23 protein-coding genes are annotated in these 26,920 nt (G+C 70.8%); 16 read left to right on the top strand and 7 right to left on the bottom strand.

Annotated elements, in window-relative coordinates; all coding sequences use genetic code 11:
- Positions 1-2: 2 nt before the first annotated feature.
- The 3 genes from I596_RS05455 to bamJ all read right to left on the bottom strand — a co-directional run bounded on the left by I596_RS05455 (position 3) and on the right by bamJ (position 4,095).
- Positions 3-1,763 (bottom strand): DUF1800 domain-containing protein, encoded by a 1,761-nt coding sequence (locus I596_RS05455; RefSeq protein ID WP_190278995.1) that lies wholly within the window; start codon positions 1,761-1,763, stop codon positions 3-5.
- A gap of 152 nt (positions 1,764-1,915) precedes the next feature.
- Complete coding sequence (locus tag I596_RS05450; protein WP_067645268.1) at positions 1,916-3,256, bottom strand: UDP-glucose dehydrogenase family protein; 1,341 nt, start codon at positions 3,254-3,256, stop codon at positions 1,916-1,918.
- Positions 3,257-3,366: 110 nt separating this feature from the next.
- Positions 3,367-4,095, bottom strand: coding sequence for a BamJ family beta-barrel-assembly machinery protein (gene bamJ / locus I596_RS05445; RefSeq protein ID WP_083965395.1), 729 nt, complete (start codon positions 4,093-4,095; stop codon positions 3,367-3,369).
- Between the two features lie 143 nt (positions 4,096-4,238).
- On the opposite strand from bamJ, the gene I596_RS05440 reads away from it, so the two are divergent.
- From I596_RS05440 to I596_RS05425, 4 genes are all read left to right on the top strand, one after another.
- The gene (locus tag I596_RS05440) at positions 4,239-6,122 is read left to right on the top strand and encodes an ATP-binding cassette domain-containing protein (RefSeq protein ID WP_067645266.1); all 1,884 of its coding nucleotides are present in this window, start codon (positions 4,239-4,241) and stop codon (positions 6,120-6,122) included.
- A gap of 113 nt (positions 6,123-6,235) precedes the next feature.
- Positions 6,236-7,744: a right-handed parallel beta-helix repeat-containing protein gene (locus I596_RS05435; protein ID WP_150132028.1), complete on the top strand. Its 1,509-nt coding sequence runs from the start codon at positions 6,236-6,238 to the stop codon at positions 7,742-7,744.
- A gap of 40 nt (positions 7,745-7,784) precedes the next feature.
- Positions 7,785-9,038 (top strand): L,D-transpeptidase, encoded by a 1,254-nt coding sequence (locus tag I596_RS05430; protein ID WP_083965394.1) that lies wholly within the window; start codon positions 7,785-7,787, stop codon positions 9,036-9,038.
- A 107-nt stretch (positions 9,039-9,145) separates the two neighbouring features.
- Positions 9,146-9,880 carry a murein L,D-transpeptidase catalytic domain family protein gene (locus I596_RS05425; RefSeq protein WP_067645262.1) on the top strand — a complete coding sequence of 245 codons (735 nt, stop codon included), beginning with the start codon at positions 9,146-9,148 and terminating at the stop codon, positions 9,878-9,880.
- A 73-nt stretch (positions 9,881-9,953) separates the two neighbouring features.
- On the opposite strand, the gene pgeF is transcribed toward I596_RS05425, so the two are convergent.
- Complete coding sequence (pgeF, locus tag I596_RS05420; RefSeq protein ID WP_190278994.1) at positions 9,954-10,727, bottom strand: peptidoglycan editing factor PgeF; 774 nt, start codon at positions 10,725-10,727, stop codon at positions 9,954-9,956.
- The gene (rluD, locus tag I596_RS05415) at positions 10,724-11,692 is read right to left on the bottom strand and encodes a 23S rRNA pseudouridine(1911/1915/1917) synthase RluD (protein WP_067645260.1); all 969 of its coding nucleotides are present in this window, start codon (positions 11,690-11,692) and stop codon (positions 10,724-10,726) included. The genes pgeF and rluD overlap by 4 nt, the downstream gene beginning before the upstream one ends.
- 79 nt (positions 11,693-11,771) lie before the next feature.
- Between rluD and I596_RS05410 the strand changes: the two genes are divergently transcribed.
- Positions 11,772-12,608: an outer membrane protein assembly factor BamD gene (locus I596_RS05410; RefSeq protein ID WP_067645257.1), complete on the top strand. Its 837-nt coding sequence runs from the start codon at positions 11,772-11,774 to the stop codon at positions 12,606-12,608.
- 25 nt (positions 12,609-12,633) lie between these two features.
- Here the strand turns inward: I596_RS05410 and I596_RS05405 are convergent, their stop codons facing one another.
- Positions 12,634-13,230 (bottom strand): hypothetical protein, encoded by a 597-nt coding sequence (locus I596_RS05405; protein WP_067645254.1) that lies wholly within the window; start codon positions 13,228-13,230, stop codon positions 12,634-12,636.
- 229 nt (positions 13,231-13,459) lie between these two features.
- Here I596_RS05405 and I596_RS05400 point away from each other — a divergent pair, with 229 nt between their 5' ends.
- Positions 13,460-14,563 (top strand): Glu/Leu/Phe/Val dehydrogenase dimerization domain-containing protein, encoded by a 1,104-nt coding sequence (locus tag I596_RS05400; protein WP_067645251.1) that lies wholly within the window; start codon positions 13,460-13,462, stop codon positions 14,561-14,563.
- A 76-nt stretch (positions 14,564-14,639) separates the two neighbouring features.
- Positions 14,640-14,813, top strand: a complete 174-nt coding sequence (locus I596_RS18695) for a hypothetical protein (RefSeq protein ID WP_190278992.1) — start codon at positions 14,640-14,642, stop codon at positions 14,811-14,813.
- A 479-nt stretch (positions 14,814-15,292) separates the two neighbouring features.
- On the opposite strand, the gene rbsK is transcribed toward I596_RS18695, so the two are convergent.
- Complete coding sequence (gene rbsK / locus I596_RS05395; protein WP_083965392.1) at positions 15,293-16,198, bottom strand: ribokinase; 906 nt, start codon at positions 16,196-16,198, stop codon at positions 15,293-15,295.
- 208 nt (positions 16,199-16,406) lie between these two features.
- On the opposite strand from rbsK, the gene I596_RS05390 reads away from it, so the two are divergent.
- From I596_RS05390 to I596_RS05350, 9 genes are all read left to right on the top strand, one after another.
- A complete protein-coding gene (locus tag I596_RS05390) occupies positions 16,407-17,564 on the top strand; it encodes an isovaleryl-CoA dehydrogenase (protein ID WP_067645245.1) in 1,158 nt (385 codons plus the stop codon).
- Positions 17,565-17,769: 205 nt separating this feature from the next.
- Positions 17,770-18,642, top strand: coding sequence for a ZIP family metal transporter (locus I596_RS05385; RefSeq protein WP_067645242.1), 873 nt, complete (start codon positions 17,770-17,772; stop codon positions 18,640-18,642).
- 9 nt (positions 18,643-18,651) lie between these two features.
- Positions 18,652-19,125 carry a hypothetical protein gene (locus I596_RS05380; protein ID WP_067645239.1) on the top strand — a complete coding sequence of 158 codons (474 nt, stop codon included), beginning with the start codon at positions 18,652-18,654 and terminating at the stop codon, positions 19,123-19,125.
- Positions 19,115-19,726: a superoxide dismutase gene (locus I596_RS05375; RefSeq protein WP_067645236.1), complete on the top strand. Its 612-nt coding sequence runs from the start codon at positions 19,115-19,117 to the stop codon at positions 19,724-19,726. Before I596_RS05380 ends, I596_RS05375 begins: the two co-directional genes overlap by 11 nt.
- Positions 19,727-19,831: 105 nt before the next feature.
- Positions 19,832-21,004: a thiolase family protein gene (locus I596_RS05370; RefSeq protein WP_067645234.1), complete on the top strand. Its 1,173-nt coding sequence runs from the start codon at positions 19,832-19,834 to the stop codon at positions 21,002-21,004.
- Positions 21,001-21,597: a hypothetical protein gene (locus I596_RS05365; protein WP_150132027.1), complete on the top strand. Its 597-nt coding sequence runs from the start codon at positions 21,001-21,003 to the stop codon at positions 21,595-21,597. Before I596_RS05370 ends, I596_RS05365 begins: the two co-directional genes overlap by 4 nt.
- 135 nt (positions 21,598-21,732) lie before the next feature.
- Positions 21,733-23,340, top strand: coding sequence for a carboxyl transferase domain-containing protein (locus tag I596_RS05360; RefSeq protein ID WP_067645229.1), 1,608 nt, complete (start codon positions 21,733-21,735; stop codon positions 23,338-23,340).
- A 204-nt stretch (positions 23,341-23,544) separates the two neighbouring features.
- Positions 23,545-24,141, top strand: a complete 597-nt coding sequence (locus I596_RS05355) for a hypothetical protein (protein WP_150132026.1) — start codon at positions 23,545-23,547, stop codon at positions 24,139-24,141.
- A 57-nt stretch (positions 24,142-24,198) separates the two neighbouring features.
- Positions 24,199-26,268, top strand: coding sequence for an alkaline phosphatase (locus tag I596_RS05350; protein ID WP_067645223.1), 2,070 nt, complete (start codon positions 24,199-24,201; stop codon positions 26,266-26,268).
- Positions 26,269-26,920 lie beyond the last annotated feature (652 nt).

Here is a 26,920-nt window from a genome sequence, read left to right as displayed (position 1 = left end):
CTTCAGCGGACCATGAACTGCGGACTGAACACGATGCAGTCGACCATGCCGCGCAGCCGGCTGTGCCAGTAGTTGGGGCCCGCGTCGGTGCCGATGCCGGCGGTGTTGCCGGCCGGCCCGTTGCCGATCCCCACATCCGCGCCGAAATAGGTGACCGTGTCGGTATTGCGGCACATGAATGCGGCGACCTGGGTATGCAGCTCGGTACCGCGCCAGCCGGCCGTCGCATCGGGCGCCCAGTCGAACACGCGCGTCAGCCAGAAGTTGGCCAGGGTGTTGGGCGTGTGCAGCGCCGGTGCGGCGCCGAGCTCGGCCAGCGTGATCGCCAGCACCGGCGCCAGCGGCGTCTGGTCGGCGTTCAGGCCCTGGTCGAGCACCCAGTCGATGGTGCGCCAGGCATGCACGTAGGCGCCGCCACCGAGCCAGTAGCTGGAGTGGTCGGGGAAGCCGTCCGGCGGCCGCCAGTCGAACGGCCGGTGGCCGCTGCGCCGGTAGCGGTCCATGAAGCCGTCGCTGGCGCTGTCGTTGCGGCGGACCGTGAAGTCGACACCGGTCGCGCGCAGCGCCGCCACGACCGTCTCGAACGGCTTGCGGGCCTTGTTGCCGAAATTGCCGAGGTCGCGGAACGAACCGGGCCCGCCGTCGTGCAGCAGGATCTTGCGCACGGTCTTCTTGATCTGGTCGGGGGCGGTGCGGTTGTCCCAGAACTCCCGGGCGGCGGCGTCGACCACGCTGGCCGGCGGGTCGTCGCCGAGGAAGCGGCGGGCGAGCTTGAGCGCGATGTGCCGGGCCGTGCCCGGATGGTAGGCCAGGCGATCGAGGAAGCGCTGGTGCTCGCTGGCATAGGGCGTATTGGCGGCGGCGAACTCGCCGAGCACGGTCTTCTGGCCGATGTCGTGCTGGTCGGTGACCAGGTACGGCAGGCCGGTATTGGGATTGGAGCCGCCGCCCCGGTAGAAGGTCCAGCCGGTGAACGAGCGGGCCAGCTCGTAGACGTCGGCGTCGACGTAGCCGACCGGCCAGCCGGCACCGGGCTGGCCGGCGGCGATCAGCGGCACCTGGTTCTGCTGCAGGTCCGGGCCGAGGTAGTTGATCGAGCCGAGCGTGTGCAGCTCGATGATCTCGCGCGCGTAGTTCTCGTTGAAGCTCGGCGCTCGGTTGATGTAGTTGTCGAGGAAGTACAGCATCGCCGGCGACTCGAACGTCTTCTGCAGCATCGTGCGGAAGTTGCCGAGCGCGTTCTTGCGGATCACGTCGCGGTCCCAGCTGACGAAGGTCGGCGCGGCGTAGCGGTCGTAGCCGTAGCAGTTGAAGTGGTTGTGCCAGAAATCGGCCAGCTGCTCGAACAGGCCCCAGCGCGAATGGAACGCGCGCACGAACACGGCACGCTCGACCTCGCGGATCGGCCAGTCGCGCGTGTAGGGCTGGCCCGACAGCGAGCCGTTGACCTCGTGGTCGAGCCAGAGCTGGTCGAAGCTCTTGTTGAGCGTGGCGAAGCTCTCGTGTGCCAGCCGCGCGGCGACGTCCGGATCGGTGACGTGGCCGCCGGGATCGAGCGTCGGATTGAGCTGCTGGTCGACGAAGGCGGTCAGGCGCGCGTCGTCGGTCGCGCCGAGTGCGTTGAACTGCTGCACGCTGAAGGCGGTTCCCTTGCGCGGACCGAAGCCGAGCCGGCCCAGCACGTAGACCGCGAACGGCGGTGTCAGCGCGCGGCTCGACAGGCCCGCGCCGCGGCTGCCGCCTTCGACCGGACTCCCGGCCAAGAACGTGCGCCGCGACAGACCCGCGCGGCCCAAACCCTGCCCATCCATATTCGCCACCCCCGCAACGCCGACCCTCGACAGATTAAACGGCCCGGATCGGTCGAAAACGTGACGGCAAGCGCTGATTTACGCCGGCGCCGCGCGGCGTTCCTTCAATCGGGCCGGCGCACGCTGCGGCCGCGACCGATGCCGTAGTAGGCCAGGCCGGCGGCCTCGACCGCGGCCGGATCGAAGATGTTGCGCCCGTCGACGACGACCGAGGTCCGCAGCGTGCGGCGGATGCGCTCGAAATCGGGGCTGCGGAACGCCTTCCATTCGGTCACGACCACCAGCGCGTCGGCGCCGTCGAGGGCCGCGTAGGCATCCGGGCACAGCGCCAGGTCGCTGCGCTCGCCGTACAGCCGGCGCACCTCGTGCGCGGCCTCCGGGTCGTAGGCGTTGACGCGGGCACCGGCCGACCAGAGCCGCTCGAGCAGGGTGCGGCTGGGTGCCTCGCGCATGTCGTCGGTGTTCGGCTTGAACGCCAGGCCCCAGACCGCGATGGTCCGGCCGGCCAGGTCGCCCAGGTGCTGCTGCAACAGCGCGAACAGCCGCTGCTTCTGCGCGGCATTGACCGCTTCCACCGCCGCCAGCAGCCGCGGCTCGGCACCGTGGCTGCGTGCCGTGTGCTCCAGCGCCTTGACGTCCTTGGGGAAGCACGAGCCGCCGTAGCCGGCGCCCGGATAGATGAAGTGGTAGCCGATGCGCGGGTCCGAGCCGATGCCCAGGCGCACCTGCTCGACGTCGGCACCGACCTGCTCGGCGATCGCGGCGATCTCGTTCATGAAGCTGATCTTGGTCGCCAGCATCGCGTTGGCGGCGTACTTGGTCAGCTCGGCCGAGCGCACGTCCATCACGACGATGCGATCGTGGTTGCGGTTGAACGGCGCATAGAGCGCGCGCAGGCGCGCCACGGCCTGGGCGCTGTCCGAGCCGATGATGATCCGGTCCGGCCGCATGCAGTCCTTGACCGCGTCGCCTTCCTTGAGGAATTCAGGATTGGAAGCGACGTCGAACGCGATCGCCGCGCCGCGCTCGGCCAGGGCCGCGGTGATCGTCGCGCGGACCCGGTCGGCGGTACCGACCGGCACGGTGGACTTGTTGACGACCACCACCGGCTCGGCCAGCTCCGCGCCGATCGTGTGGGCGACGGCCAGCACGTGCGAGAGATCCGCGCTGCCGTCCTCGTCCGGCGGCGTGCCGACGGCGATGAAGATCAGCTGCGCACCGGCGATGCCGGCCGCGGCCGAGGTGGTGAAGCGCAGGCGGCCGGCCGCGCGGTTGTCGCGGACCAGCACCTCCAGGCCGGGCTCGAAGATCGGCACCTCGCCGGCTTCGAGCCGCGCGATCTTGCCCGCGTCGACGTCGACGCAGGTCACCTCGTTGCCGACTTCCGCGAGGCAGGCGCCGGTGACCAGTCCCACGTAGCCGGTGCCGAAGATCGTTACCCGCATGAGCTAACTCCAGAATCGGTGGAAACCCTGCCACCCGCATCACGTCCCGCAAACGACGAGGGCGCGCCGGTTCGCGGCACGCCCTCGGCGCGGATACCGCTTGCGCGGTCTTACTTCTTGGCCGGCTCGGTGGCGGCTGCGTTCTCGATCGAGATCAGCTTGACGTCGAAGATCAGCGTGGCGTTCGGGCCGATGTTCGGCGGCGCGTTCTCGCCGTAGGCGAGGTCGGCCGGGATGAACAGCTTGTACTCCGAACCTTCGGTCATCAGCTGCAGGCCTTCGGTCCAGCCCTTGATGACGCCGTTCAGCGGGAAGGTCGCCGGGGTGCCGCGGTCGACCGAGCTGTCGAACTTGGTGCCGTCGATCTTGGTGCCGGTGTAGTCGACCTTGACGGTGTCGGTGGCCTTGGGCTTCTTGCCGGTGCCTTCCTTGACCACCTGGTACTGCAGGCCGCTGGCGGTGGTCTTGACGCCGGACTTGGACTTGTTGGAGGCCAGGAACGCCTCGCCTTCGGTCTTGTTCTTCTCGGCCGCGGCCTTCTGCTCGGCCAGGTGCTTGGTCTGCAGCTTCTGCTGGAAGTCCTGGCCGACCTTGTTGGCCTCTTCCTCGGTCAGCAGGGTCTTGCCGCCGCCGACCGCGTCCTGCATCGCCTTGTAGACGGTGGCCAGGTCGATGTCGTCCTTGATCTGGCCCAGGCTACGACCGATCTGCATGCCGACCATGTAGCTGACCTTGTCTTTCTCGGTCTTCAGCGAGGCATCGGCGGCGAGGGCGGAGCCCGCGCCGAACGCCGTCAGCACGGCGACCGCGAGCAGGGTCTTGCAGGTGAAACGGGTCATCGATTGCTCCTGGAAATAAGGTGGGAATGGCCGGCCTTCGAGTTCTCTCGGGACACCGAGCCGACCGCTACGGCCGCAGCGCCGGGTCGCGTATTGTCCCTGCGGTCGGGTTTCTTGGCAAACCGCCGGTTAAACTGCCGACCATGCTGCGCTTTGACCATCTGAACCTGCGTCGGGGTTCCCGGCTTTTGCTGAACGACGCCAGCTTTCTCATTCATCCGGGGTGGCGGGTCGGCCTGACCGGCCGCAACGGCACCGGCAAGTCGAGCCTGCTGGCGCTGATCGGCGGCGAGCTGGCACCCGATGCCGGCGACTTCGCCCGCCCGCGCGAATGGACGCTGGCGCACGTCCGGCAGGAGACCCCGGCGCTGGCGGTCAGCGCGCTGGACTACGCCCTGGACGGCGATGCGGAATTCCGGCGCGTCGAGCGCGCCCTGGCCGAGGCCGAGGCCGCCCACGACGCGGCGGCGCAGGCGCAGCTGCACGAGCGCATGCAGGTGATCGGCGGCTACGCGGCGCGGGCACGCGCCGGCGAACTGCTGCACGGCCTGGGCTTCACGCCCGGCGACGAGACGCGCCCGGTGGCTGCGTTCTCCGGCGGCTGGCGCATGCGGCTGAACCTGGCGCAGGCGCTGATGTGCCGCTCGGACCTGCTGCTGCTCGACGAGCCGACCAACCACCTCGACCTCGACGCGGTGTTCTGGCTGGAGGAATGGCTGCGCCATTACCCGGGCACGCTGATCGTGGTCTCGCACGATCGCGAGTTCCTCGACGCGGTGGTCACCCACGTACTGCACTTGGCCGACGGCGAGGCGGAGCTGTTCGGCGGCACGGTCAGCGGCTTCGAGCGCAAGCGCGCCGAGCGACTGGCCCAGCAGCAGGCGCTGGCCGAACGCCAGCAGCGGCTGCGCGCGCACATGCAATCCTTCGTCGACCGCTTCAAGGCCAAGGCGACCAAGGCACGCCAGGCGCAGAGCCGGCTCAAGGCGCTGGAGCGGATGCAACTGGTCGCGCCGGTGCGCCTGGAGTCGGGCATCACGTTCGCGTTCGCCGAGCCGGCGGCCCTGCCGGCACCGCTGCTGGTGCTGGACGAGGCCGCGGCCGGCTACGGCGAGCGGCGCATCGTCGACGGCATCCGCTGGACGCTGCGCGCCGGCGACCGGATCGGCCTGCTCGGTGCCAACGGCGCCGGCAAGTCGACCCTGGTCAAGCTGGTGGCCGGCACCCTGGCCCCGCTGGCCGGCGAGCGGCGCGAGGGCAAGGGGCTGGTCGTGGGCTATTTCGCCCAGCACCAGCTCGAGCAGCTCGATCCGCAGGCGACGCCGGTCATGCACCTGCTGCGGCTGCAGCCGGACCTCGGCGAGCAGGCCGCGCGCGATTTCCTCGGCGGCTTCGGCTTCTCCGGCGAGCGCGCGCTGGCCGACGTGGGCGGCTTTTCCGGCGGCGAGAAGGCGCGCCTGGCCCTGGCGCTGGTGGTGTTCCGGCGCCCCAACCTGTTGCTGCTGGATGAGCCGACCAACCACCTGGACAGCGACACGCGCGAGGCGCTGGCCGAGGCCCTGCAGGATTTCGCCGGCGCCATCGTGCTGGTCGCCCACGACCGCGGCCTGCTGCGCGCCTGCTGCGACGAATACCGCCTGGTCCGCGACGGCCGCGTCACGGCCTTCGACGGCGACCTGGACGACTACGCGCGGCTGGTCCTGCGCAAGCCGGCCGCGGCCACCGATGCGGCAGCCGGCGCCTCGCGCCGCGACGACCGCCGCGAGCGCGCCGAGCAGCGCGCGCGCCTGGCACCGCTGCGGCGCGAGGCCGAGCGCATCGAGAAGCAGCTGGCCACGCTGGAAGCCGAGCGCAGCCGGGTCGAGGCCGAGCTCGCCGACCCGGCGCTCTACGACGGCAGCCAAGGCACGCGCATCGCCGACCTGACTGCCCGCCGCGGCCGCCTCGGCGCCGAGATCGGCGCACTGGAGGAGGCCTGGCTCGACCGCCAGGCCGCGCTGGAACAGGCCGCCGACGACCTCGCCTGACGACACCCTGGCGGTCCCGGACCGGCGCCGGCGCGGCGCGATGTCCTGGCCGCGGGCCGTCCTGCGCTGAAGCGGCAAAGGGCGCGCCGCGCCCTGCCTTCCGGAGCCGCGCCATGCCCCTGCCCACCTCCTTGTACCGGCTGGCCGCCGTCGCCGCCCTGGCGCCGGCCGCCGCCGGTGCCGCCACGTTCACCGTCACCACTACGCTCAACGCCGGCCCCGGTTCGCTGCGCCAGGCGATCCTCGACGCCAACGCGGCCGCCGGCGCCGATACGATCGCGTTCGCGATCCCCGGCACCGGGCCGCACACGATCGCGATCACCACCAGCCTGCCCGGTATCACCGGACCGGTCAGCATCGACGGCTACACCCAGCCGGGGGCGGCGACCAATACGCTGGTCGCCGGGACCAACGCCCAGATCCGCGTCGAGATCCGCGGCCCCGGCGACTTCAGTGCGAGCGGACTGACCTTGCTGGTCGGTGCCACTGACAGCACGATCCGCGGCCTGGCGATCAACCGTTTCGGCGGCAGCCAGATCAACCTGCTCGCCGATCGTGCCACGGTCACCGGCAACTTCATCGGCATCGCACCGGACGGCACGACCGTCTATCCGAGCGCTCCGGGCACGCGCGTGGGCTTCAGCGTCATCGGCGACTTCGCCCAGATCGGCGGCACGGCGCGCGCGCAGCGCAACCTGGTTTCCGGAAACAGTCATACCGGCATCTACGTCGGTGGCAGCCATGCCCGCGTTCAGGGCAACCTGGTCGGCACCGACCGCACCGGCGCGTCGACGCGCGGCAACGGTTGCGGCATCGTGATCGGCACCACCGGCACCGGCGCCGAACCCACGCTCAACACACTGATCGGCGGCGACGACGCGCCGAACGCCACGCCCGGCAACGTCGTGTCCGGCAACGAGCGCTGCGGCATCGAGATCGTCTCGGGCAGCGACCATCGCCTGACCCGCAATCTGGTCGGTCTGGCGGCGTTTCCGCTCGCGACCGTGCCCAATGCCGGACCGGGCATCGCCGTCCGCGGCGGCGAGCGCATCCTGATCGGCAGCGGGATCCCGGGCACGGTCAGCAACGGAATCGTCGGCAACGCAGGCCCCGGCATCCTGGTCACCGGCCCGGGCGACAGCAGCGCGACGCAGCGCGTGTCGATCATCGGCAATACGATCTTCGGCAACCTGGGCCTGGCTATCGACCTCGCCGTCGACGGCGTCGAAGGTCCCACGCCGAACGATCCGCTCGACGCCGATGAAGGTCCCAACGGCTTGCAGAACGCACCGGTGCTGACCGGCGTCGACACGGCCGAAGGGCGACTGTTCGGGCGGCTCAGCGCACAGCCGAACACGACCTACTACATCGACTTCTACACGATGGTCAGCTGCGGCCCGGACGCGCCTGCGGGCAGCTCGAGCTATCTCACCTACGCGACGATTTTCACCGGACCGGACGGCACGGCGACCTTCCAGGGCTCGTTCCCGGACCTGCCGGAGGAGGGGTTCGCCACGGCGACCGCCACGCTGCAAGTGAGCGTCGGCAGCGGCCCGACCTCCGAGTACTCGCCGTGCCTGCGCCTGGGTGACCGCCTGTTCGAGGACGACTTCGAGCCCTGATCGCGCACAATGGCGGCCGTGGATCCGACCGGAGGCCGCCATGTCACGACTGCTCCGCCTGCCGTCACGCATACTGCCGGGCGTCCTCGGCGCCGCCGTCGCGTGGGCGCTCACGCAGCCGGCGGCTGCCGCCGCGACGCCCGGTCCGGGTTCGATCAGGTCCGATCCGGTCGGGCTTGGCGTGGCCGGAGCCGCTCCGGCCAAAGCCGGCCTGACCGGCACCGGCTCGAGCGGACCCGCTGCAGCCGCTTCCGCCGCTGGCGGAGCCGGCCGCGCATCGGCCGCGGCGATCGAACCGAGCCCGGCCGAACCCGACCCCGCCGCGCTCGAACCGGGCCAGTTCCTGTGGCATCCGGAAATCGCGCCGGCCGGGCCGCTGGTGCTGGTCGTCAGCCTCGACGAACAGCGGGCCTATGCCTACCGCAACGGCATCGCGATCGGCGTCTCGACGATCAGCTCCGGCAAGCCCGGCAAGGACACGCCGACCGGCGTCTTCACGATCCTGCAGAAGAGCAAGGACCACCGCTCCAACCTCTACAACGCCGCGCCGATGCCGTACATGCAGCGCCTGACCTGGGACGGCATCGCGCTGCACGGCGGCGCCCTGCCCGGCTACCCGGCTTCGCACGGCTGCGTGCGCCTGCCGAAGGCTTTTGCCGAGAAACTCTTCGCGGTCACGCGGCGTGGCGACACCGTGGTGGTCGCCGACGGCAAGGCCTCGGCCGCGGCGCTGGTGCACCCGGCGATGCTGGCGCCGGTCGCCGTCGGCGGTGCGCCGGCCGGGCCGGCCGAAACCGCCACGCGCGAGGAAGCCGCCGAAGCGGCCGGCGGCGCGCGCTACGCCTGGGACGATACCGCCGCGCCGGACGGCCCGCTCAGCGTCCTGGTCAGCCTGCGCGAGCGGCGTGTGTTCGTGCTGCGCAACGGCATCGGCATCGGCGAGGCCCGGCTCGGCGCCGACCCGGATTTCGCGCTGCAAGGCTCGGTGCTGCTGGTGATGGGCGAGCGCACCGAGGACGGGCCGAGCGTGCTCGACCCGGAGCGGCCGCACCACCAGTGGACCGCCTATCCGATCCTCGGCAACGACGCCGCCTCGCTGGCGCTGCTGCAGCTGCGGCTGCAGCAGGCGCGGCCGCTGGACCTGCCGCCGGCCTTCGCACGGCGCCTCTACGACGCGCTGACGCCGGGCGCGACCGTGCTGCTGACCGACCTGCCGGCGGTGCGCGCCACGCCGACCGGCCAGGCGCTGCAGCCGGTGCTGGAGTCCGACCCGCCGGCCACGCCGGCCCCCTGATCCGGACCTGACGCGCGTTAACACGCTTTGAACTGGACTTCGCGGCGCCGATGTGGATAGATCGGCGCCTCGTCCCGCTCCGGAGCCGTCCCGTAGGCGCCGTCCTGATGTTGCATCGTGTCCGCCGCACGGCTCTGGCCGTGCTCTGTGCCGCCGCAGGGCCGGCCTTGGCGCAAGCCGCCACACCCCCGGACCCGCTCACCGATACGCTGGCCGCCGCCGCGCCCGCGCTCGACCGCGAGGTCCTCGCCCTGGCCACGCAGGCATTGGCCTGTGCCGCGCGCCATGCCGGTACCGCGCCACGCACGCTCGGCGTGATCGACTACTCGCAGCCCTCGACGCAGCCGCGCCTGTGGGTGTTCGACCTCCACGCGCAGCGGCTGCTGTTCGAGGAATGGGTCGCCCACGGCCGCAACACCGGCCAGGACCGCGCGACGCGCTTCTCGAACCAGGACGGCAGCTACATGTCCAGCCTCGGCGGCTTCCTGACCGAGGAGCCGTACGTCGGCCACAACGGCTACTCGCTGCGGCTGCGCGGCCTGGAACCCGGCTTCAACGACCGCGCCCGCGAGCGCGCGATCGTGATCCACGGGGCGCCGTACGTCAGCCAGGACCTGATCCGCAGCCAGGGCCGGCTGGGCCGCAGCCTCGGCTGCCCGGCGGTGCGCCCGGCGATCGCGCGCGCGCTGATCGACACGATCCGCGACGGCGCGTTCCTGTTCGCCTACTACCCCGATCCGGCCTGGCTGGCCGGATCGCCGCTGCTGGCGCCGGACTGCGGCGAGCCCGACGCCCGCCTGGCCGCGCACGGCACCGGCGCGCGCCACGCCGCGGCCAACTAGGGCGCGCCGTCGATCCCCGCGCAGGTCGCGCCGCGCGCGTGCCTGCCCGCGCTGGACGACCTGCGCCCGACGCTCAACGCATCGACGGGTCGCGCCAGATCAGGCTGGCGAAACGCCCGGTGCGCGCCTGCCGCCGGTACGAGTAGAAGCGCGGATCGGCGAAGGTGTCGAAACCGCCACCGTGGACGTGCCGGATGCCGGCGGCGTGCAGGCGCCGGCGCGCCAACGCCGCGAGGTCGCACATCCAGTGACCGGGCCGCGTCGCGGCGAATGCCGCTTCGGCACCGGCATCGGCGGTGACGAAGGCATCGCGGACCTCGGCGCCGACCTCGTAGGACGCCGCGCCGATCGCCGGACCGATCCAGGCGAGCAGGCGCGCCGGGTCGCCGAGCCGTGCCAGCGCCGCCTCGACGGTGCCGGCGGCGAGGCCGCGCCAGCCGGCGTGGACGGCGGCGACGGCCGAGCCGTCGTCGGCGCACAGCAGTACCGGCAGGCAGTCGGCGGTCAGTACCGCGAGCACGACGCCGGGCCGCACCGTCCATGCCGCGTCGGCCTCGCGGGGCGTCGCAGCGGGCCCCGGCGGCGCGTCGAACGCCTCGACCGCGATGCCGTGGACCTGGCGCAGCCAGCACGGCGGCGACGGCAGCCCGAGGCGCGCGACCAGGCCGGCACGGTTGGCGGCGACGGCGGCGGGATCGTCGCCGCAGCGGTCGCCGAGGTTGCAGCGGTCGAACGGTGCGGCCGAGGCCCCATCCAGCCCGCGCGTCGTGACGAGGGCGCGGACGCCCGGCGGTGCCGGCCAGTCCGGAACCAGCGTGCCGGGCAGCGCCGGCGGGGCTGCGCTCACTCGCGCCCGTCCCCGGCGGTATCGGCACGCAGCGCGGCGACCAGCGCGGCCATGTCGGCCGGGCGCTCCGCCTCGACCTCGACCGCGCGGCCGTCGGCGGGATGCGCGAACGCCAGCCGCTCGGCGTGCAGCGCCTGGCGGCGGAACCCGCGCAGGGCCTCGACCAGCGCCGGCGTGGCGCCCTTGGGCAGCTTCAGCCCGTTGCCGTAGGTCGCGTCGCCGACCAGCGGGTGGCGGATGTACGCCATGTGGACGCGGATCTGGTGCGTGCGGCCGGTCTCCAGCCGGCACTCGATCCGCGTCATCGCGCGGTAGCGCTCGCGCACGCGGTAGTGGGTCACCGCCTCCTTGCCGTCGTCGCGCACCGCCTGCTTGATGCGGTCGCGCGGATGGCGGTCGATCGGCGCGTCGACCTTGCCGCCGGCGACCATCGTGCCGTAGACGATCGCCTCGTACTGGCGGTGGACGTCGCGCTCGGACAGCTGCGCGACCAGGGCGGTATGCGCGCGCAAGGTGCGCGCGACCACCATCAGGCCGGAGGTGTCCTTGTCCAGCCGGTGGACGATGCCGCCGCGCGGGATGCCGGCCAGGGCCGGGTCGTGGTGCAGCAGGGCGTTCTGCAGCGTGCCGGCCGGGTTGCCGGCGCCGGGATGGACGACCAGACCCGCCGGCTTGTTGACGACGATGACGTCGGCGTCCTCGTAGCGGATGTCCAGCGCGATCGGCTCGGCTTCGGCGAAGACCTCGCGTTCCAGCCGCACCGCCAGCACGACCTCCTCGCCGCCGATGACGATCTGGCGCGGTACCGCCTCCGCACCGTCGATGCGGACGTGGCCCTCCTTGATCCAGCCGGTCAGCCGGGAGCGCGAGTAGTCGGGTAGCAGCTCGGCCAGGGCCTGGTCGAGGCGGCGGCCGGCCAGCTGCTCGGGAATCCGTACGTTCAGCGTCGATTCGGTGTCGTTCATGCTCTGGTCGCGTAGTTTCCGGACATATGGACGTTCGGGTTATGATCGGCCGTCAATCATCGCAGACCCTTCCCCGCGCATGCCAATCCTCGCCTCTTCCCGCGCCGTCGCGCGTGTACTCCTGTTGGTCATGCTGGCCGTCGCGATGGTCGGCTGCAAGACGTTCGGCAAGCGCGGCAACGAGCTGGAGACGCTCCCCGTCGAGGCGCTGTACCAGCGCGGCGTCACCGCGATCGACAACGCCAACTACAACCAGGCGACCGAGGTGTTCACGCGACTGATCGGGCGCTTCCCGTTCGGTGCGTACTCGGAGCAGTCTCAGATCAACCTGGCCTACGCGCAGTACAAGAACTTCAAGCACGACGACGCCTACTCCACGATCAACCGCTTCATCCGCACCTATCCCACGCACAAGAACATCGACTACGCCTACTACCTGCGCGGCCTGGTCAACTTCGACCGCCAGGCCGACTTCCTGAGCCGCATGGTCGGCCTGGACACCTCGCGCCGCGACCAGGCCTTCCTCAACCAGTCCTTCGAGGACTTCTCCGAGCTGCTCAAGCGCTACCCGCAGAGCCGCTACGCGCCGGACGGCCGCCAGCGCCTGATCTACCTGCGCGAGTCGATGGCCCGGGCCGAGATCAACATCGCGCTGTTCTACCTGCGCAAGGGCGCCTACGTGGCCGCCGCCAACCGCGCCAAGGGCGTGGTGGAGACCTATCCGCAGACCGTGCAGGTGGGCGACGGGCTGGCGATCATGGTCGATTCCTACCGCGCGCTCGGCCAAACCCAGCTCGCCGACGACGCCGAGCGCGTCCTGAAGCTCAACTACCCCGACCACGCCTCCTTTGCCGGCAAGTGGCCCCAGTACCACTCCAACTGGTGGAAGCTGCTGCCGGTGGTCAAGCGCGGCTGACCGCACGCCCGCGCCACGGCGCGGTTCAGTGCGGGGCGGTGATGCGGATCGCCTCGTCGTAGTGATAGGTCTGCTCGGCATGGGTCTTCCTGCCGAGCGCCTCGCCGTCGCTGACCGAATGGACGATGCGCCCGGCGCCGTCGACCAGGATGCGGTTGCGCGAAGTCATCGGCACGCCCATGACGGTCACCGCGACGTCGAAGCGGTACGCCTGCACCGCCTGTCCGCCGAACTCGGCGGCGCCTTCGGCCACGGCATTGGAAATGCCGTTCTGCACCTGCTCCACCGTCTGCGGCACCAGCTGGCGCACCAGGCTGCCGACATCGAACGGCGGCTGGGTCCACGCCTCGCCGCCGGTCCGCATCCAGGTTCCCTCGGGCAGCACGATCAGCTCCATCTGGTCGGTCTTCATGTGCACGCGCCGGCTGGTGTCGTAGCGCACGGTCGAGCGTGCGGCCCGGCCGCTGGCAGCGGTGTCCATCTCGATGCGCACACGCGATTCCATCGACGTGCGGTGGGCCGCCAGCACCGCCTCGCGCGCATCGGCACGGGCCGGCACGGACGTGGCGAGCCCCGCCAGCACGAACACGGCCCCCAGGGCGGTACGGACGATCGACGGCATCGGTGCGGGCTCCCGGACGGTGGTGGGCGCCGATTGTGCGCGCAGCCGCGACCGCGCGGAACCCGGTCCCGGAGATCGATACCCGCCCCGCACGGGGCAGGCTACAATCGCCGTTTTCCTACCGCGGCACCGTCGCGTCCAGCCACCTACCATCCGCCGCTCGCCGGAACCGCCCCGCCCCTGCCGGGGTGCAGCGCGAGCGCCGCCTCGTTCCGTCCGGAGTCTCTTGATGATTTTCGAAACGATCGCCCGCACCGGCCATGAAGAAGTCGTGTTCTGCCACAACCAGGATGTCGGCCTGAAGGCCATCATCGCGGTCCACAACACCGTGCTCGGCCCGGCGCTCGGCGGACTGCGCATGTGGCCCTACAAGAGCGAGCAGGAAGCGGTCAACGACGTGCTGCGCCTGTCGCGCGGCATGACCTACAAGAACGCCGTCGCCGGCCTCAACCTCGGCGGCGGCAAGGCCGTGATCATCGGCGACCCCGGCAAGGACAAGTCCGAGGCCCTGTTCCGCGCCTTCGGCCGTTTCGTCAACTCGCTCAACGGCCGCTACATCACCGCCGAGGACGTCGGCATCGACGTCAACGACATGGAATGGGTGTTCCGCGAGACCCAGTTCGTGACCGGCGTGCACCAGGTGCACGGCGGCTCCGGCGACCCGTCGCCGTTCACCGCCTACGGCACGCTGCAGGGCCTGCTGGCCTCGCTCAACGCCAAGTTCGGCAGCGAGGAAGTGGGCCGCCACGCCTACGCGGTGCAGGGCGTGGGCCACGTCGGCCTGGAGTTCGTCAAGCTGCTGCGCGAGCACGACGCCAAGGTGTTCGTCACCGACATCAACCGCGAGGCGGTGCAGCGCTGCGTCGACGAGTTCGGCTGCGAGGCAGTGGGCATCGACGAGATCTACGACGTCGACGCCGACGTGTTCAGCCCCTGCGCGCTCGGCGGCACGATCAACGAACAGACGCTGGAGCGCCTCAAGTGCAAGGTGATCTGCGGCGCCGCCAACAACCAGCTCGCCACCGACGCGATCGGCGACGAGGTCCAGCGCCGCGGCATCCTCTACGCGCCGGACTACGCGGTCAACGCCGGCGGCGTCATGAACATCTCGCTGGAGATCGACGGCTACAACCGCGAGCGCGCGATGCGCATGATGCGCACGATCTACCACAACCTCACGCGCATCTTCCAGATCGCCGGCCAGGAAGGCATCCCCACCTACCTGGCGGCCGACCGCATGGCCGAGGAGCGCATCGCCACGATCGGCAAGCTGCGCCTGCCGCACATGGGCAACCATGCGCCGCGCTTCGAAGGCCGCATGCGCGGCCAGTAAGGCCACAGGGCCGGACCACGCGTCCGGCCCACCAGAAGCGGCCGCGTCTGCACGCGCCGCATCAGGAACGCGCCGCATGGCGCGTTCTTTTTTTGGTTCTTTGCCCCGCTGCGTGAATCGATCGGCTCTCGCCTCGCTCTCGCCGCTGCTGTTGCTGTTGCTGTTGCTGTTGCTGTTGCTGTTGCTGTTGGCGCCTAAAGCGAGCCGAGCATCGCAGGTCGGCCAGGCCGAAGAGCTGCCCCGTGTCTGAGCGAAGCGAGTTGGGGCAGCGTGCCTGGCCGGCCGAGAAGCGCAGGGGACCGGCGCGGCGCAGCCGTGCCGGCTCGCGCCGGCGACCACGGTTTTGGTTACTTTTGCCAAGACAAAAGTGACCCGCGCGCGCAGCGGGCGGAAGCTGTTGCTCTGATCTTCTGCCGTGGTTATCTGGTGAGGATGGCTGGCGCAGAAAAGAGCAACAGCAACATCAAGAGCTTTCGTCCGCTGCGCGGCCGAGTCCCTTTTGAATGGGCAAAAAGGAACCAAAAGCCCTCTCGCCCGGCGTCCCCTGCGCTTCTCGGGCGACGAGGCACGGCGCCCCAACTCGCTTCGCTCAGACACGGGGCGCCTCTGCGGCCTCCTCGCCCTGCGATGCTCGGCTTGCTTTAGGGCGAAAAAGTCAAAGGCCAGAGCCAGAGCGGAGCCGGAGCCGAGTGATCCCGCAGTAAAGACGAAAAACCCCTTTTTACCGGGTTACCACCCGGCCAGTTCGCCACGCCGCGGCATCGCCGCCATCGCACCCGGGCGCGTCACGCTGACGGCGGCGGCGCGCTGCGCGAACGCTGCCGCTGCGCGCAGGTCCGCGCCTTCGGCCAGCGCCACCGCCAGGGCGCCGACGAAGGCGTCGCCGGCACCGGTGGCGTCGACCACCTCGACCTGCTGCGCCGGCAGCCGCAGCGTGCCGGCCGCGTCGGCCAGGCACAGGCCCGCGCTACCGAGCGTGACGATCACGCCCGCCGCACCCGCCGCCCGCAACTGCTCGGCGGCCGTGGCGGCATCGAAGGCCGTGGCCGGCATGCCGGTCAACGCCGCCGCCTCGACCTCGTTGGGCACCAGCACGTCCACCGCGCCGAGGAAGGCCGGCGGCGCGGGCGGTGCCGGTGCCGGATTGAGCAGCACCGGCACGCCGGCACGGCACGCGCGGACGATCGCCTGGGCGACCGCCGGCTGCGGCGACTCGAGCTGGCACACCAGCAGGTCGGCCGCCTCGATCGCCGCGCCGGCCGCGTCGACCTGGGCAGGCGCCAGGGTGGCGTTGGCCGCCGAGGCGACGGTGATCGCGTTCTGGCCGGCCGCATCGACGCTGATCAGCGCCACGCCGGTGCTGGCCGAGGACACGACGGCGAGATGTGCGGTATCGATGCCTTCGGCCGCGAGCGCGGCGCGCGCCTCGCGACCGAGGTCGTCGTCGCCGATACAGCCGACGAACGTCACCGCGGCGCCCAGTCGCGCGGCCGCCACGGCCTGATTGGCCCCCTTGCCGCCGGGCAGCTTGCGGAACGTGCCGCCGATGACGGTCTGGCCGGGGGCGGGCAGCGTGTCGCAGTGCACCACCATGTCGATGTTGACGCTGCCGACGACCACGATGCGCGCGGTCATCGGCCGCCGTCCGGGACGAGGAGGCATCGGTACCGGCCGTCGATCGTGCCCGATCGGCCGGTCGTTCGTTTGAACGGTCGCATGCGATTGATTCCCGCGCGCGCGTGGTGGCGCCCGCCCCGAGTGTGGCAGAGTGCGCCTGCGGTTGCGACGCGCCGCCGGCCCCCCGCAAGCGCCTGCCCACTGACCAGAACGGAGTCCGTCCGCCATGCGCCCTTTCCAACTCGGTGAAGACCTGGACCTGCTGCGCGAGACCGTGCATGCCTTCGCCGAGAAGGAGATCGCGCCGCGCGCGGACCGCATCGACCACGAGAACCAGTTCCCGGCGGACCTGTGGCGCAAGTTCGGCGAGCTGGGCCTGCTCGGCGTCACCGTCCCGGGCGAGCTGGGCGGATCGGATCTGGGCTACCTGGCCCACGTCGTCGCGCTGGAGGAGATCTCGCGCGCGTCCGGCTCGGTCGGCCTGTCCTACGGCGCGCATTCGAACCTGTGCGTGCAGAACCTCAACCACAACGGCAACGATGCGCAGCGGCGCAAGTACCTGCCGAAGCTGTGCAGCGGCGAATGGGTGGGTGCGCTGGCGATGAGCGAGCCGGGCGCGGGCTCGGACGTGGTCGGGTCGATGACCTGCCGCGCCGAGAAGAAGGGCGAGGTCTGGATCGCCAACGGCAGCAAGATGTGGATCACCAACGGCCCCGACGCCGACGTGCTGCTGGTCTACATGCGCACCGCGCCGAAGCCGGCCGGGTCGCGCTGCATGACCGCCTTCATCGTCGAGAAGGGCATGAAGGGCTTTTCCACCGCCCAGAAGCTCGACAAGCTCGGCATGCGCGGCTCCAACACCTGCGAGCTGGTGTTCGAGGACTGCGAGATCCCCGACGAGAACCGCGTCGGCGAAGTCAACGACGGCGTGCGCGTGCTGATGAGCGGCCTGGACACCGAGCGCCTGGTGCTGTCGGGCGGCCCGATCGGGCTGATGCAGGCGGCGCTCGACATCGCCCTGCCGTACGTGCGCGAGCGCAAGCAGTTCAACGCACCGATCGGCACGTTCGGCATGATGCAGGCGAAGATCGCCGACATGTACACCGCGTTGCAGTCCTCGCGCGCCTTCGCCTACCAGGTGGCAGCGGACTTCGATCGCGGCATCAAGTCGCGGATCGACCCGGCCGCCTGCCTGCTCAACGCCTCGCAGAATGCGGTCAAGGTCGCGCTGGAAGCGATCCAGACGCTCGGCGGCAACGGCTACATCAACGAATTCCCGACCGGGCGCATCCTGCGCGACGCCAAGCTCTACGAGATCGGCGCCGGCACCAACGAGATCCGCCGCATGCTGATCGGCCGCGAGCTGTTCCACGGCAAGAGCTGACGGCGCACCGTTACAGCGCCAACACCGGCACCGGCACCATCGTGCGTCCCCGCGCCACGGCCGCAACCGGCCTGACCCTGCCTGTCCGCAGCGTGCCCGCCGCAGCCGGTCCGCCCGCGGCCGGAAGATGAACGTGGCATCGTGCCCTTGAATTAAATGCGAACGATTCGCATTATCGTCAGGCCACCCCACCGCCTGCCGAGCCATGCGCATCGCCTCGTCCCGCTTCCCCTCGTCGCTGTCCGGCCCGCTCGCCGCCGCCCTGGTCGTCGCGGCCGTGCTGCTGGGGTACGCGGCGGCCGACCTCGACCCACCGCTGCAGCACGCCCTGCAGGCCGGCGGCCTTTGTGCACTCGGCACCGCCCTGGGCGCACTGCCGGTCCTGGTCGTGCGTACCCTGCCGCAGGCCGTCGCCGACGGCCTGCTCGGCTTCGGTGCCGGCGTGATGCTGGCGGCCACCGCCTTCTCGCTGATCGTGCCGGGCCTGGACGCGACACGGGACCTCGGCGCGACGCCGTGGCAGGCCGGCGGCCTGGTCAGCGCCGGCCTGCTGCTCGGCGCCTCGGGCCTGGTCGCCGTCGAGCACCTGCTGCCGCATGACCGGCTGGGCCCGTCGGTGCCGGGGAGCCCGCTGGTGCCGGCGCGCATCGTCCTGTTCGTCATCGCGATCGTCGCGCACAACATCCCCGAGGGCATGGCGGTCGGCGTCGCCGCCGGCGCGGCCCTGCCCGAAGCGCGCGGCCTGACCCTCGGCATCGCGCTGCAGGACATGCCCGAGGGCCTCGTGGTCGCCCTGGTACTGGCCGGTGCCGGCCTGACGCGCGGCAAGGCGCTGCTGGCCGGCGCGGCATCGGGCCTGGTCGAACCCATCGCGGCGGTCGCCTCGGCCTGGCTGGCCGGGCTGACCGCGATCGCGCTGCCCTGGGGGCTGGCGCTGGCGGCCGGGGCAATGCTGATCGCGGTGGTCCAGGTGATCGTGCCGGAGTCCTACCGCAACGGGCACGTGGCCGCGGCCAGCGCCGGGCTGTGCCTGGGCTTCTGCCTGATGATGGTCATGGACACGGCGCTGGCCCTCTAGGAGAACGTCGTGGAGCACTGGAAACAGACGATCGAAGCCGGCAACGCCCGCTACCACGCCGGCGACCTGATCGAGGCCCGCGAGCACTACCTGCGCGCGCTGGCCCAGGCGCAGCTGCTGTTCACGCTGTGGCCGGACGCCGACGAAGCCGTGGCCGCCGTGGTGGTCTCCAGCCACAACCTGGCCGACCTGCACGTGCGCCTGGACCAGGCGGCGATCAGCGCCGGCTACCTGTGCGCAGTCCACGAGCGCCTGCTGCGCACCCAGGCCGATCCGCAGCTGCCGCCGGCGCTGCGCGCGGCGGCCCTGCGCCACAGCAACCGCACCTATGCCGAACTGCTCGCGTTCGCGCGCCGGCACGGCGACCCGCCGCGCGTGCGCGGCCTGCTCGACCGCGCACCCGCCGCCGGGCCGGCGCCGGCACGCCCATCCGCCCTGCCCGCTCTTCGCCACCGTCCCGGAGGACCTTCCCATGGCCCATAGCCTGCCGCCGCTACCCTATGCCTACGATGCGCTGGAACCGAACATCGACGCCAAGACGATGGAGATCCATCACAGCCGGCATCACCAGACCTACGTCAATGCCCTCAACGCCGCCGTGTCCGGGACCGACTGGGAGGCGATGCCGGTCGAGCAGCTGCTGGCCCGCGTGGCCGACGTGCCCGCGTCCCTGCGCGAGGCGGTGGTCAACCACGGCGGCGGCCACGCCAATCACTCGCTGTTCTGGACCGTGATGTCGCCGTCCGGCGGCGGCGCGCCGGACGGGGCGCTGGCCGCCGCCATCGACGCCGACCTCGGCGGGTTCGAGGCGTTCAAGGCGGCCTTCACCCAGGCTGCGCTGAAGCGCTTCGGCAGCGGCTGGGCCTGGCTGTGCGTGACGCCGCAGGGAACGCTGGTGGTGGAAAGCAGCGCCAACCAGGACAGCCCGCTGATGCACGGCCACGTCCCGGTCCTGGGCCTGGACGTATGGGAGCACGCCTACTACCTGCGCTACCAGAACTGCCGGCCCGACTACATCGCCGCGTTCTACCAGGTCGTGGACTGGGCCGAGGTCGCACGGCGCCACGCCGCCGCCCGCACCTGAGGCGTTGCACGCCGGCGGTGCGCTTTGCGCCACTCCGGTGCGCTGCCATAATGCGCGCCCGGCCGGCCTTCCTCGCGCCCGCCCGCATTTTCCAGGAGTACTCCCATGTCTGATGTCGTCATCGTCGGCGCCAAGCGCACCGCCATCGGTTCCATGCTCGGCCAGTTCACCGGCGTGCCGACGCCGACCCTCGGCGCCACCGCGATCCGCGCTGCGCTGGAGCAATCGGGCGTCGCCGCCGACCAGGTATCGGAGGTCATCATGGGCTGCGTGCTGCCGGCCAACCTCGGCCAGGCACCGGCGCGCCAGGCCGCGCTGGCGGCCGGCCTGCCCACGTCCACCGGCTGCACGACGATCAACAAGGTCTGCGGCTCGGGCATGAAGGCGATCATGCTCGCCAACGACCTGATCAAGGCCGGCTCGGCCAGCGTCGTCGTCGCCGGCGGCATGGAATCGATGACCAACGCGCCGCACATGGTCAACGCGCGCCCGGGCCTGCGCTACGGCGATGCCAAGCTGGTCGACCACATGGCCTGGGACGGCCTGACCAACCCTTACGACGGCCAGTCGATGGGCGTGTTCGCCGAGGCCACCGCCGAGAAATACGGTTTCACGCGCGAGCAACAGGACGCCTACACGATCGAGTCGGTCAAGCGTTCGCAGGCCGCGATCGCCTCCGGCGCGTTCGCCGCCGAGATCGTTCCGGTCAAGGTCGCCTCGCGCAAGGGCGAGATCGAGGTCGCCACCGACGAGCAGCCGGGCAAGTCCGACATCGCCAAGATCCCGACCCTCAAAGGTGCGTTCAAGAAGGACGGCACCGTCACCGCGGCCAGTTCCTCGAGCATCTCCGACGGCGCCGCCGCCACCGTGCTGATGAGCGCGGACGAGGCGAGCAAGCGCGGCGTGAAGCCGCTCGCGCGCATCGTCGCGCATGCCACGCACTCGCAGGAGCCGCAGTGGTTCACGACCGCACCGGTCACCGCGATCGAGAACGTCCTGAAGAAGGCCGGCTGGAACGTCGCCGACGTCGACCTGTTCGAAGTCAACGAGGCGTTCGCCGTGGTCGCGATGGCACCGATCAAGGATCTGGGCATCGCGCACGAGAAGCTCAACGTCAACGGCGGCGCCTGTGCGCTCGGCCACCCGATCGGCGCCTCCGGCGCGCGCCTCGTCGTGACCCTGCTGCACGCGCTGCAGGCCCGCGGCGGCAAGCGTGGTGTCGCGGCGCTGTGCATCGGCGGCGGCGAGGCGACCGCGATCGCGATCGAACTGGCGTGAACACGCAGGTCGCGCCGGGCGGCGGGCGCGACCGGGCCAGGTACGCAGCACCCAGCCGCATCCATCATCCAAGGGAGGGTTCAATCATGTCGTTGACCAAGATGCTGTCCGCTTCAGTCCTGATGCTGGCGCTCGCCGCGTGCAGCGACGATTCCCAGAAGCAGGCCCAGCAGGCTGCCGAGGACGCCAAGAAGGCGGCCCAGGACGCCGCGCAGGCCACCAAGGAAGCAGCTGCGAAGGCCGCCGAGGCCACCCGCGCCGCGGCCGATACCGCCGGCACCGCCGTGTCCGATGCGGCCAGCCAGGCCGGCCAGACCGCCGGCACCGCCTGGGACAAGACCAAGGAAGCGGCCGGCGCGGCAGCCGACGCCACCAAGGAGGCCGCCGGCCATGCCGCCGAGGCCACCAAGGAAGCCGCCTCCGCCACCGGCTCGGCCGTGAAGGAAGGCGCGAAGGATGCCTGGGAGGCCACCAAGGCCGCCGGCCGCGAAGTCAAGGAAGGCGCCAAGGAAGTCGGCCACGACATCAAGGAAACCGCCAAGGACGCCAAGGACGCGGCGACCGATGCCGTCAAGAAGGACGGCGGCGACTGATCGCGCCTTCCACCTGATCGCGAAGCGACGGCCCGGTATCCGCCGGGCCGTTTGCTTTGGCGCAGGCGTCGACGCCGTTGGCGCCACGGTACCGCCGTGCTTTCATGCGCGGCATCCAACGCACGGGGATCCTCCATGCCGGCACTGAAGACCCAGATCGATACCCGCAGCGAGGACTTCCTCGCCAATGCCGCGCAGCTGCGCGGCCTGGTCGACGACCTCCAGGCCACCGCCGCCCGCGCCGCGCTCGGCGGCGGCGAAGCGGCACGCAGCAAGCACACCGCACGCGGCAAGCTGCTGCCGCGCGAGCGCATCCGCGCACTGCTCGATCCGGGCTCGCCGTTCCTGGAGCTGTCCGCGCTGGCCGCCCACGGCATGTACGAGGACGCCGCGCCCGGCGCCGGCCTCGTCACCGGCATCGGCCGCGTGCACGGCCAGGAAGTCCTCGTCGTCGCCAACGACGCGACGGTCAAGGGCGGCACCTATTTCCCGATGACCGTCAAGAAGCACCTGCGCGCGCAGGAGATCGCCCTGGAGAACCGCCTGCCGTGCGTCTACCTGGTCGACTCCGGCGGCGCCTTCCTGCCGCTGCAGGACGAGGTCTTCCCGGATCGCGAGCATTTCGGCCGCATCTTCTACAACCAGGCGCGGATGAGCAGCCTGGGCATCGCCCAGATCGCCGTGGTGATGGGCTCGTGCACGGCCGGCGGCGCCTACGTGCCGGCGATGAGCGACGAGACCGTGATCGTCCGGGCGCAGGGAACGATCTTCCTCGGCGGCCCGCCGCTGGTGAAGGCCGCCACCGGCGAGATCGTCGACGCCGAATCGCTGGGCGGCGCCGACGTGCACACCGCGGTATCGGGCGTGGCCGACCACTACGCCGAGAACGACGCGCACGCGCTGGCGATCACCCGCGACATCCTCAGCCATCTCAATCGCAGCAAGCGCCTGCCGGTGGCGGTGGCGCCGCCGCGCGAGCCGCTCTATCCCGCCGAGGAGCTGTACGGCGTCGTCCCGCGCGACGTGCGCATCCCGTTCGACATCCGCGAGATCATCGCCCGCATCGTCGACGGCTCGGAACTGGACGAGTTCAAGGCCCGCTACGGCAAGACCCTGATCACCGGCTTCGCGCGGATCCACGGCTACCCGGTCGGCATCGTCGCCAACAACGGCATCCTGTTCGCCGAATGCGCGCTCAAGGGCGCGCATTTCATCGAGCTGTGCAACCAGCGCGACATCCCGCTGGTGTTCCTCCAGAACATCACCGGCTTCATGGTCGGCAAGAAGTACGAGAACGCCGGCATCGCCAAGGACGGCGCCAAGATGGTCACCGCCGTGGCCTGTTCGCACGTGCCCAAGTTCACCGTCGTCATCGGCGGCAGCTTCGGCGCCGGCAACTACGCGATGTGCGGCCGCGCCTACGGTGCGCGCTTCCTGTGGATGTGGCCCAATGCGCGCATCAGCGTCATGGGCGGCGAACAAGCGGCCTCCGTGCTGGCGACGGTCCGTCGCGACGGCCTGGAAGCCACCGGCAAGACCTGGCCGAAGGAAGAAGAGGACGCCTTCAAGGCGCCGATCCGCGACCAGTACGAGCGCCAGGGCCATCCCTACTACGCCAGCGCACGGCTGTGGGACGACGGCATCATCGATCCGGCCGATACGCGCCGCGTGCTGGGCCTGGCCCTGTCGGCCGCCTTCAACGCGCCGATCGAGCGCGGCCGCTTCGGCGTGTTCCGGATGTAGCAGCCGCCGTACGCGGCCGCCGGGAATCGGCCGGGGTACTTCGCCGCGTCGCGGCGTAACGGCTACGGCCGCGGCGCCGGATCGCGCGCGGTCCGTTCCCGGTCATCGGCATGTAACCGCATCTTCATTTGCGCGGCCTAGGCTGCCGGGCATCGCTACCGCGACGCACGCGCGCGTTGCGGCGCCTGCCCGAGGATGCACGCCTTGTCCGTCTCGTCCCGCCTGTTGCCGGGCCTGTTGCTGGCCGCCCTGTCCAGCTTCGTCCATGCACATGGCGAAGCGATCTCGATTCCTGCCGTCGCCGCCCGCGACGTCCCGCGCGCGCTGGCCGTGCGCGGCGAGCTCAAGGCGCCGCCGCGCGGCGTCGCCGAGCTGAAGTTCGGCGAGATCTTCCGCCTGCCGGTGGGGCCGCAGGGCCTGGAGCCGAGCGAGAAGCTCGCCTCGCTCGACGGCAAGCGCGTGCGCATGGTCGGCTACCTGGTCCCGCTGTACCCGCCGGCGGACGACCGCTTCCTGCTGTCGCCGCTGGCGGTGGACATCGGCCACGAGGACGAGAGCCTCGCCGACAACATCCCGCCGACGGCCGTGATGGTCCAGCTGCCCACCGCGGCCGGCGCGACGATCCCGCGCATCCCCGGCCTGATCCAGCTCACCGGGACGCTCAGCGTCGGCAGCCGCGAGGACGCCGCCAGTGGCCGTGTCTCGCCGGTGCAGCTGACGCTCGACGCGCCGGCGGCACGCACGCTGCGCCGCGTCAGCCGCGACGCGGCCAAGGCCGCCGAGCCCCGACACCGCCATTGACGGCCGCGGCCAGGGACGGCCGCGCACTGCCCCCCCTTTCCACCCAGGAGTAGCCCCATGTCCCTCGCCTCACGATCCCGTCGCGGTCTGCCGCTGCTGGCGGCCGCCGTCCTCGGCGTCCTCGCCGGCGACGCCTTCGCCGCGCGCATCTCGCGCCTCACGCCGCCGAGCGAGCTGTTCGCCAGCGGCGAGGAAGCCCCCGTCATCGCCCGCTTCCTGCCGGGCCAGCGCTTCGACCTGCAGGCGACGATCGAGCCCGATGCGGGCCGCACGATCGTCCACTTCGACTTCTTCGTCGACAACCAGAGCACGCTGCGACCGTTCTGGGTCGACGGCGAGCTGATCCACGATCCGCGTGAGCGGCTGACCAGCACGGTCACCGAGACCGGCCCGGCCGCGACCTGCATCAATGCCACCACCGGCCGCACCACCGGCGCCTCCGGCTGCGCGCTGGTCGCCGGCCTGCCGGCCAACACCACCGTGATCTCGCGCCGGGCGTTCTCGGCGAGCACGCCGGGCGTGCACACGCTGCGCGTGACCGCGCGCCAGGACGACGGCACCACGATCAGCGCCACCGGCAACTTCGAGATCGTCGGCATCAACCCCGAATCGGGCCAGGTCGCCAAGAACATCGTGATCTTCCTCGGCGACGGCATGGGCGCTGCCCACCGCACCGCGGCGCGCATCATTTCGCGCGGCTACGCCCAGGGCAAGGCCAAGGGCCTGCTGGCGATGGACACGTTCCCGCACACCGGCATGGTCATGACCGCCTCGCTGAACTCGATCGTCACCGACTCGGCGCCGGGCATGCAGAACTACGTCACCGGCAACAAGGCCAACAACAACGAGGAAGGCGTCTGGCCTGACGACACCCGCGACGCGTTCGACAACCCGCGCTACGAATACCTGTCCGAGTACCTGCACAACCTGCAGGGCAAGTCGCTGGGCGTGGTCACCACGGCCGACGTGTTCGACGCGACGCCGGCCTCGATGGCGATCCACACCTCGGCACGCGGCAACGGCACCGGCATCGTCGACCAGTTCTTCGACGACCGCGACCAGACCGGCCTGGCCGTGCTGCTCGGCGGCGGCCGCAAGTGGTTCCTGCCCAACCCGTCCGACAGCGTCAGCCCGCAGCCGGTCAACGGCTCGCAGCGCCGCAAGACCAACGACTACGTGCTCGGCGACGACATCGTCAACGGCTGGGGCGTGGCGCGCGGCGTGCTCGACCCGGAACGCGACCTGATCGCCGATTTCCGCAGCGCCGGCTTCCGCTACGCGCCGGACAAGAGCGGCCTGGACGCCGCTTTCGCGGCCGGCACGCCGGACAAGCTGCTCGGCCTGTTCGCGTACTCGAACATGAACGTCGCCTACGACAAGATCGCCGGCCGCCGCGGCGACACCACGGTGGTCGACGCGTTCGGCTTCCCGGACCAGCCGATGCTCGACGAGATGACCGACGCCGCGCTCAAGGTGCTGTCGAAGAACCCGAACGGCTTCGTCGCACTGATCGAAGGCTCGTCGATCGACAAGCAGGCGCACCTGATGGATACCGACCGCTGGACGCTGGAAGTCATCGAGCTGGACCGGGCGATCGCGGTGGCCAAGCGCTTCGCCGAGCGCAATCCCGATACGCTGGTGCTGGTCACGGCCGACCACGAGTGCTCCGGCGCGGCGATCATCGGTGCCGCCACGGTCAGCGCGGCCACGCTCGCGGCCGATCCCGACGCCGGCAAGAGCGTGGTCGGCATCTACGAAGCGGCCAAGTTCCCGAAGTACACGATGGCCGAGGACGGCTACCCCGAAACCACGCACATCGACGGCAAGATGCTGATCGGCTACGGCGCCAATGCCGACCGCTACGAGACCTGGCTGCCGAGCCGCTACCCGACCCGCGACACGCAGCAGCCGTTCCCGCCGTCGCAGTCGCCGGCCAACCCCAACGTACGCAACGAAGGCACCGGCTACCTCGTCACCGGCCAGGTGCCGGGCGACCAGGCCGCCCACACCGCGACCGACATCCCGCTGTCGGCCTACGGCCGCGGCTCGCACCACTTCAACGGCGTGTTCGACAACACCGACGTGTTCTTCAAGATCGGCCAGATCGCCATCGGCGGCGCCGACTGATCGGCACGCTTCCCTCTTGCAGCAGGACACGGACGTCCACCACTTTGCACGACGCCGGAGCCTTCAGGCTCCGGCGTTTTTGTTTGGCTCTTCGCCCATCGGCGGATCACTGTGCTTGGCCTTGGCCTTGGCTCCGGCTTCAGCTTTGGCTTCAGCTTTGGCTCCGGCTTTGGCTGTTGGCGCCTAAAGCGAGCCGAGCATCGAAGGCCAGCCAGGCCGAAGAGCTGCCCCGTGTCTGAGCGAAGCGAGTTGGGGCAGCGTACCTGGCTGGCCGAGAAGCGCAGGGGACCAGCGCGGCGCAGCCGTGCCGGCTCGCGCCGGCGACCACGGTTTTGGTTACTTTTGCCAAGACAAAGAATTTCCTGGAGAAATTCTTGACGTCGCGCAGCGACGGCCCGAAGGGCGGCCGCCAGGGATGGCGGGCCGCAAAAGTGACCCGCGCGCGCAGCGTGCGGAAGCTCTTGCTCTTAGCTTGTGCCGTGGCTTTTGAGGGATTGCCGGCACGGAGCAAAGCAGTAGCACGATCAAGAGCTTTCGTCCGCTGCGCGGCCGAGTCCCTTTTGCGGCAGCCATCCCTGGCCGCCGCCCTCCGGGCCACCGCTGACGCGATGTCAAAAATGTCTCCCGGACATTTTTTGACGGGCCAAAAGGA

Source organism: Dokdonella koreensis DS-123, from assembly GCF_001632775.1.
Lineage (GTDB): Bacteria > Pseudomonadota > Gammaproteobacteria > Xanthomonadales > Rhodanobacteraceae > Dokdonella > Dokdonella koreensis.
Note: the sequence above shows the minus strand (reverse complement) of the source record. Positions and strands in the feature narration are given on the sequence as shown.

Excerpts from the sequence above, each read along its gene's own strand:
- I596_RS05450 (WP_067645268.1), bottom strand. The coding sequence starts at position 3,256 with ATGCGGGTAACGATCTTCGGCACCGGCTACGTGGGACTGGTCACCGGC.
- bamJ (WP_083965395.1), bottom strand. The coding sequence starts at position 4,095 with ATGACCCGTTTCACCTGCAAGACCCTGCTCGCGGTCGCCGTGCTGACG.
- I596_RS05440 (WP_067645266.1), top strand. The coding sequence starts at position 4,239 with ATGCTGCGCTTTGACCATCTGAACCTGCGTCGGGGTTCCCGGCTTTTG.
- I596_RS05435 (WP_150132028.1), top strand. The coding sequence starts at position 6,236 with ATGCCCCTGCCCACCTCCTTGTACCGGCTGGCCGCCGTCGCCGCCCTG.
- I596_RS05430 (WP_083965394.1), top strand. The coding sequence starts at position 7,785 with ATGTCACGACTGCTCCGCCTGCCGTCACGCATACTGCCGGGCGTCCTC.
- I596_RS05425 (WP_067645262.1), top strand. The coding sequence starts at position 9,146 with ATGTTGCATCGTGTCCGCCGCACGGCTCTGGCCGTGCTCTGTGCCGCC.
- rluD (WP_067645260.1), bottom strand. The coding sequence starts at position 11,692 with ATGAACGACACCGAATCGACGCTGAACGTACGGATTCCCGAGCAGCTG.
- I596_RS05410 (WP_067645257.1), top strand. The coding sequence starts at position 11,772 with ATGCCAATCCTCGCCTCTTCCCGCGCCGTCGCGCGTGTACTCCTGTTG.
- I596_RS05405 (WP_067645254.1), bottom strand. The coding sequence starts at position 13,230 with ATGCCGTCGATCGTCCGTACCGCCCTGGGGGCCGTGTTCGTGCTGGCG.
- I596_RS05400 (WP_067645251.1), top strand. The coding sequence starts at position 13,460 with ATGATTTTCGAAACGATCGCCCGCACCGGCCATGAAGAAGTCGTGTTC.
- I596_RS18695 (WP_190278992.1), top strand. The coding sequence starts at position 14,640 with ATGGCGCGTTCTTTTTTTGGTTCTTTGCCCCGCTGCGTGAATCGATCG.
- rbsK (WP_083965392.1), bottom strand. The coding sequence starts at position 16,198 with ATGACCGCGCGCATCGTGGTCGTCGGCAGCGTCAACATCGACATGGTG.
- I596_RS05390 (WP_067645245.1), top strand. The coding sequence starts at position 16,407 with ATGCGCCCTTTCCAACTCGGTGAAGACCTGGACCTGCTGCGCGAGACC.
- I596_RS05385 (WP_067645242.1), top strand. The coding sequence starts at position 17,770 with ATGCGCATCGCCTCGTCCCGCTTCCCCTCGTCGCTGTCCGGCCCGCTC.
- I596_RS05375 (WP_067645236.1), top strand. The coding sequence starts at position 19,115 with ATGGCCCATAGCCTGCCGCCGCTACCCTATGCCTACGATGCGCTGGAA.
- I596_RS05370 (WP_067645234.1), top strand. The coding sequence starts at position 19,832 with ATGTCTGATGTCGTCATCGTCGGCGCCAAGCGCACCGCCATCGGTTCC.
- I596_RS05360 (WP_067645229.1), top strand. The coding sequence starts at position 21,733 with ATGCCGGCACTGAAGACCCAGATCGATACCCGCAGCGAGGACTTCCTC.
- I596_RS05350 (WP_067645223.1), top strand. The coding sequence starts at position 24,199 with ATGTCCCTCGCCTCACGATCCCGTCGCGGTCTGCCGCTGCTGGCGGCC.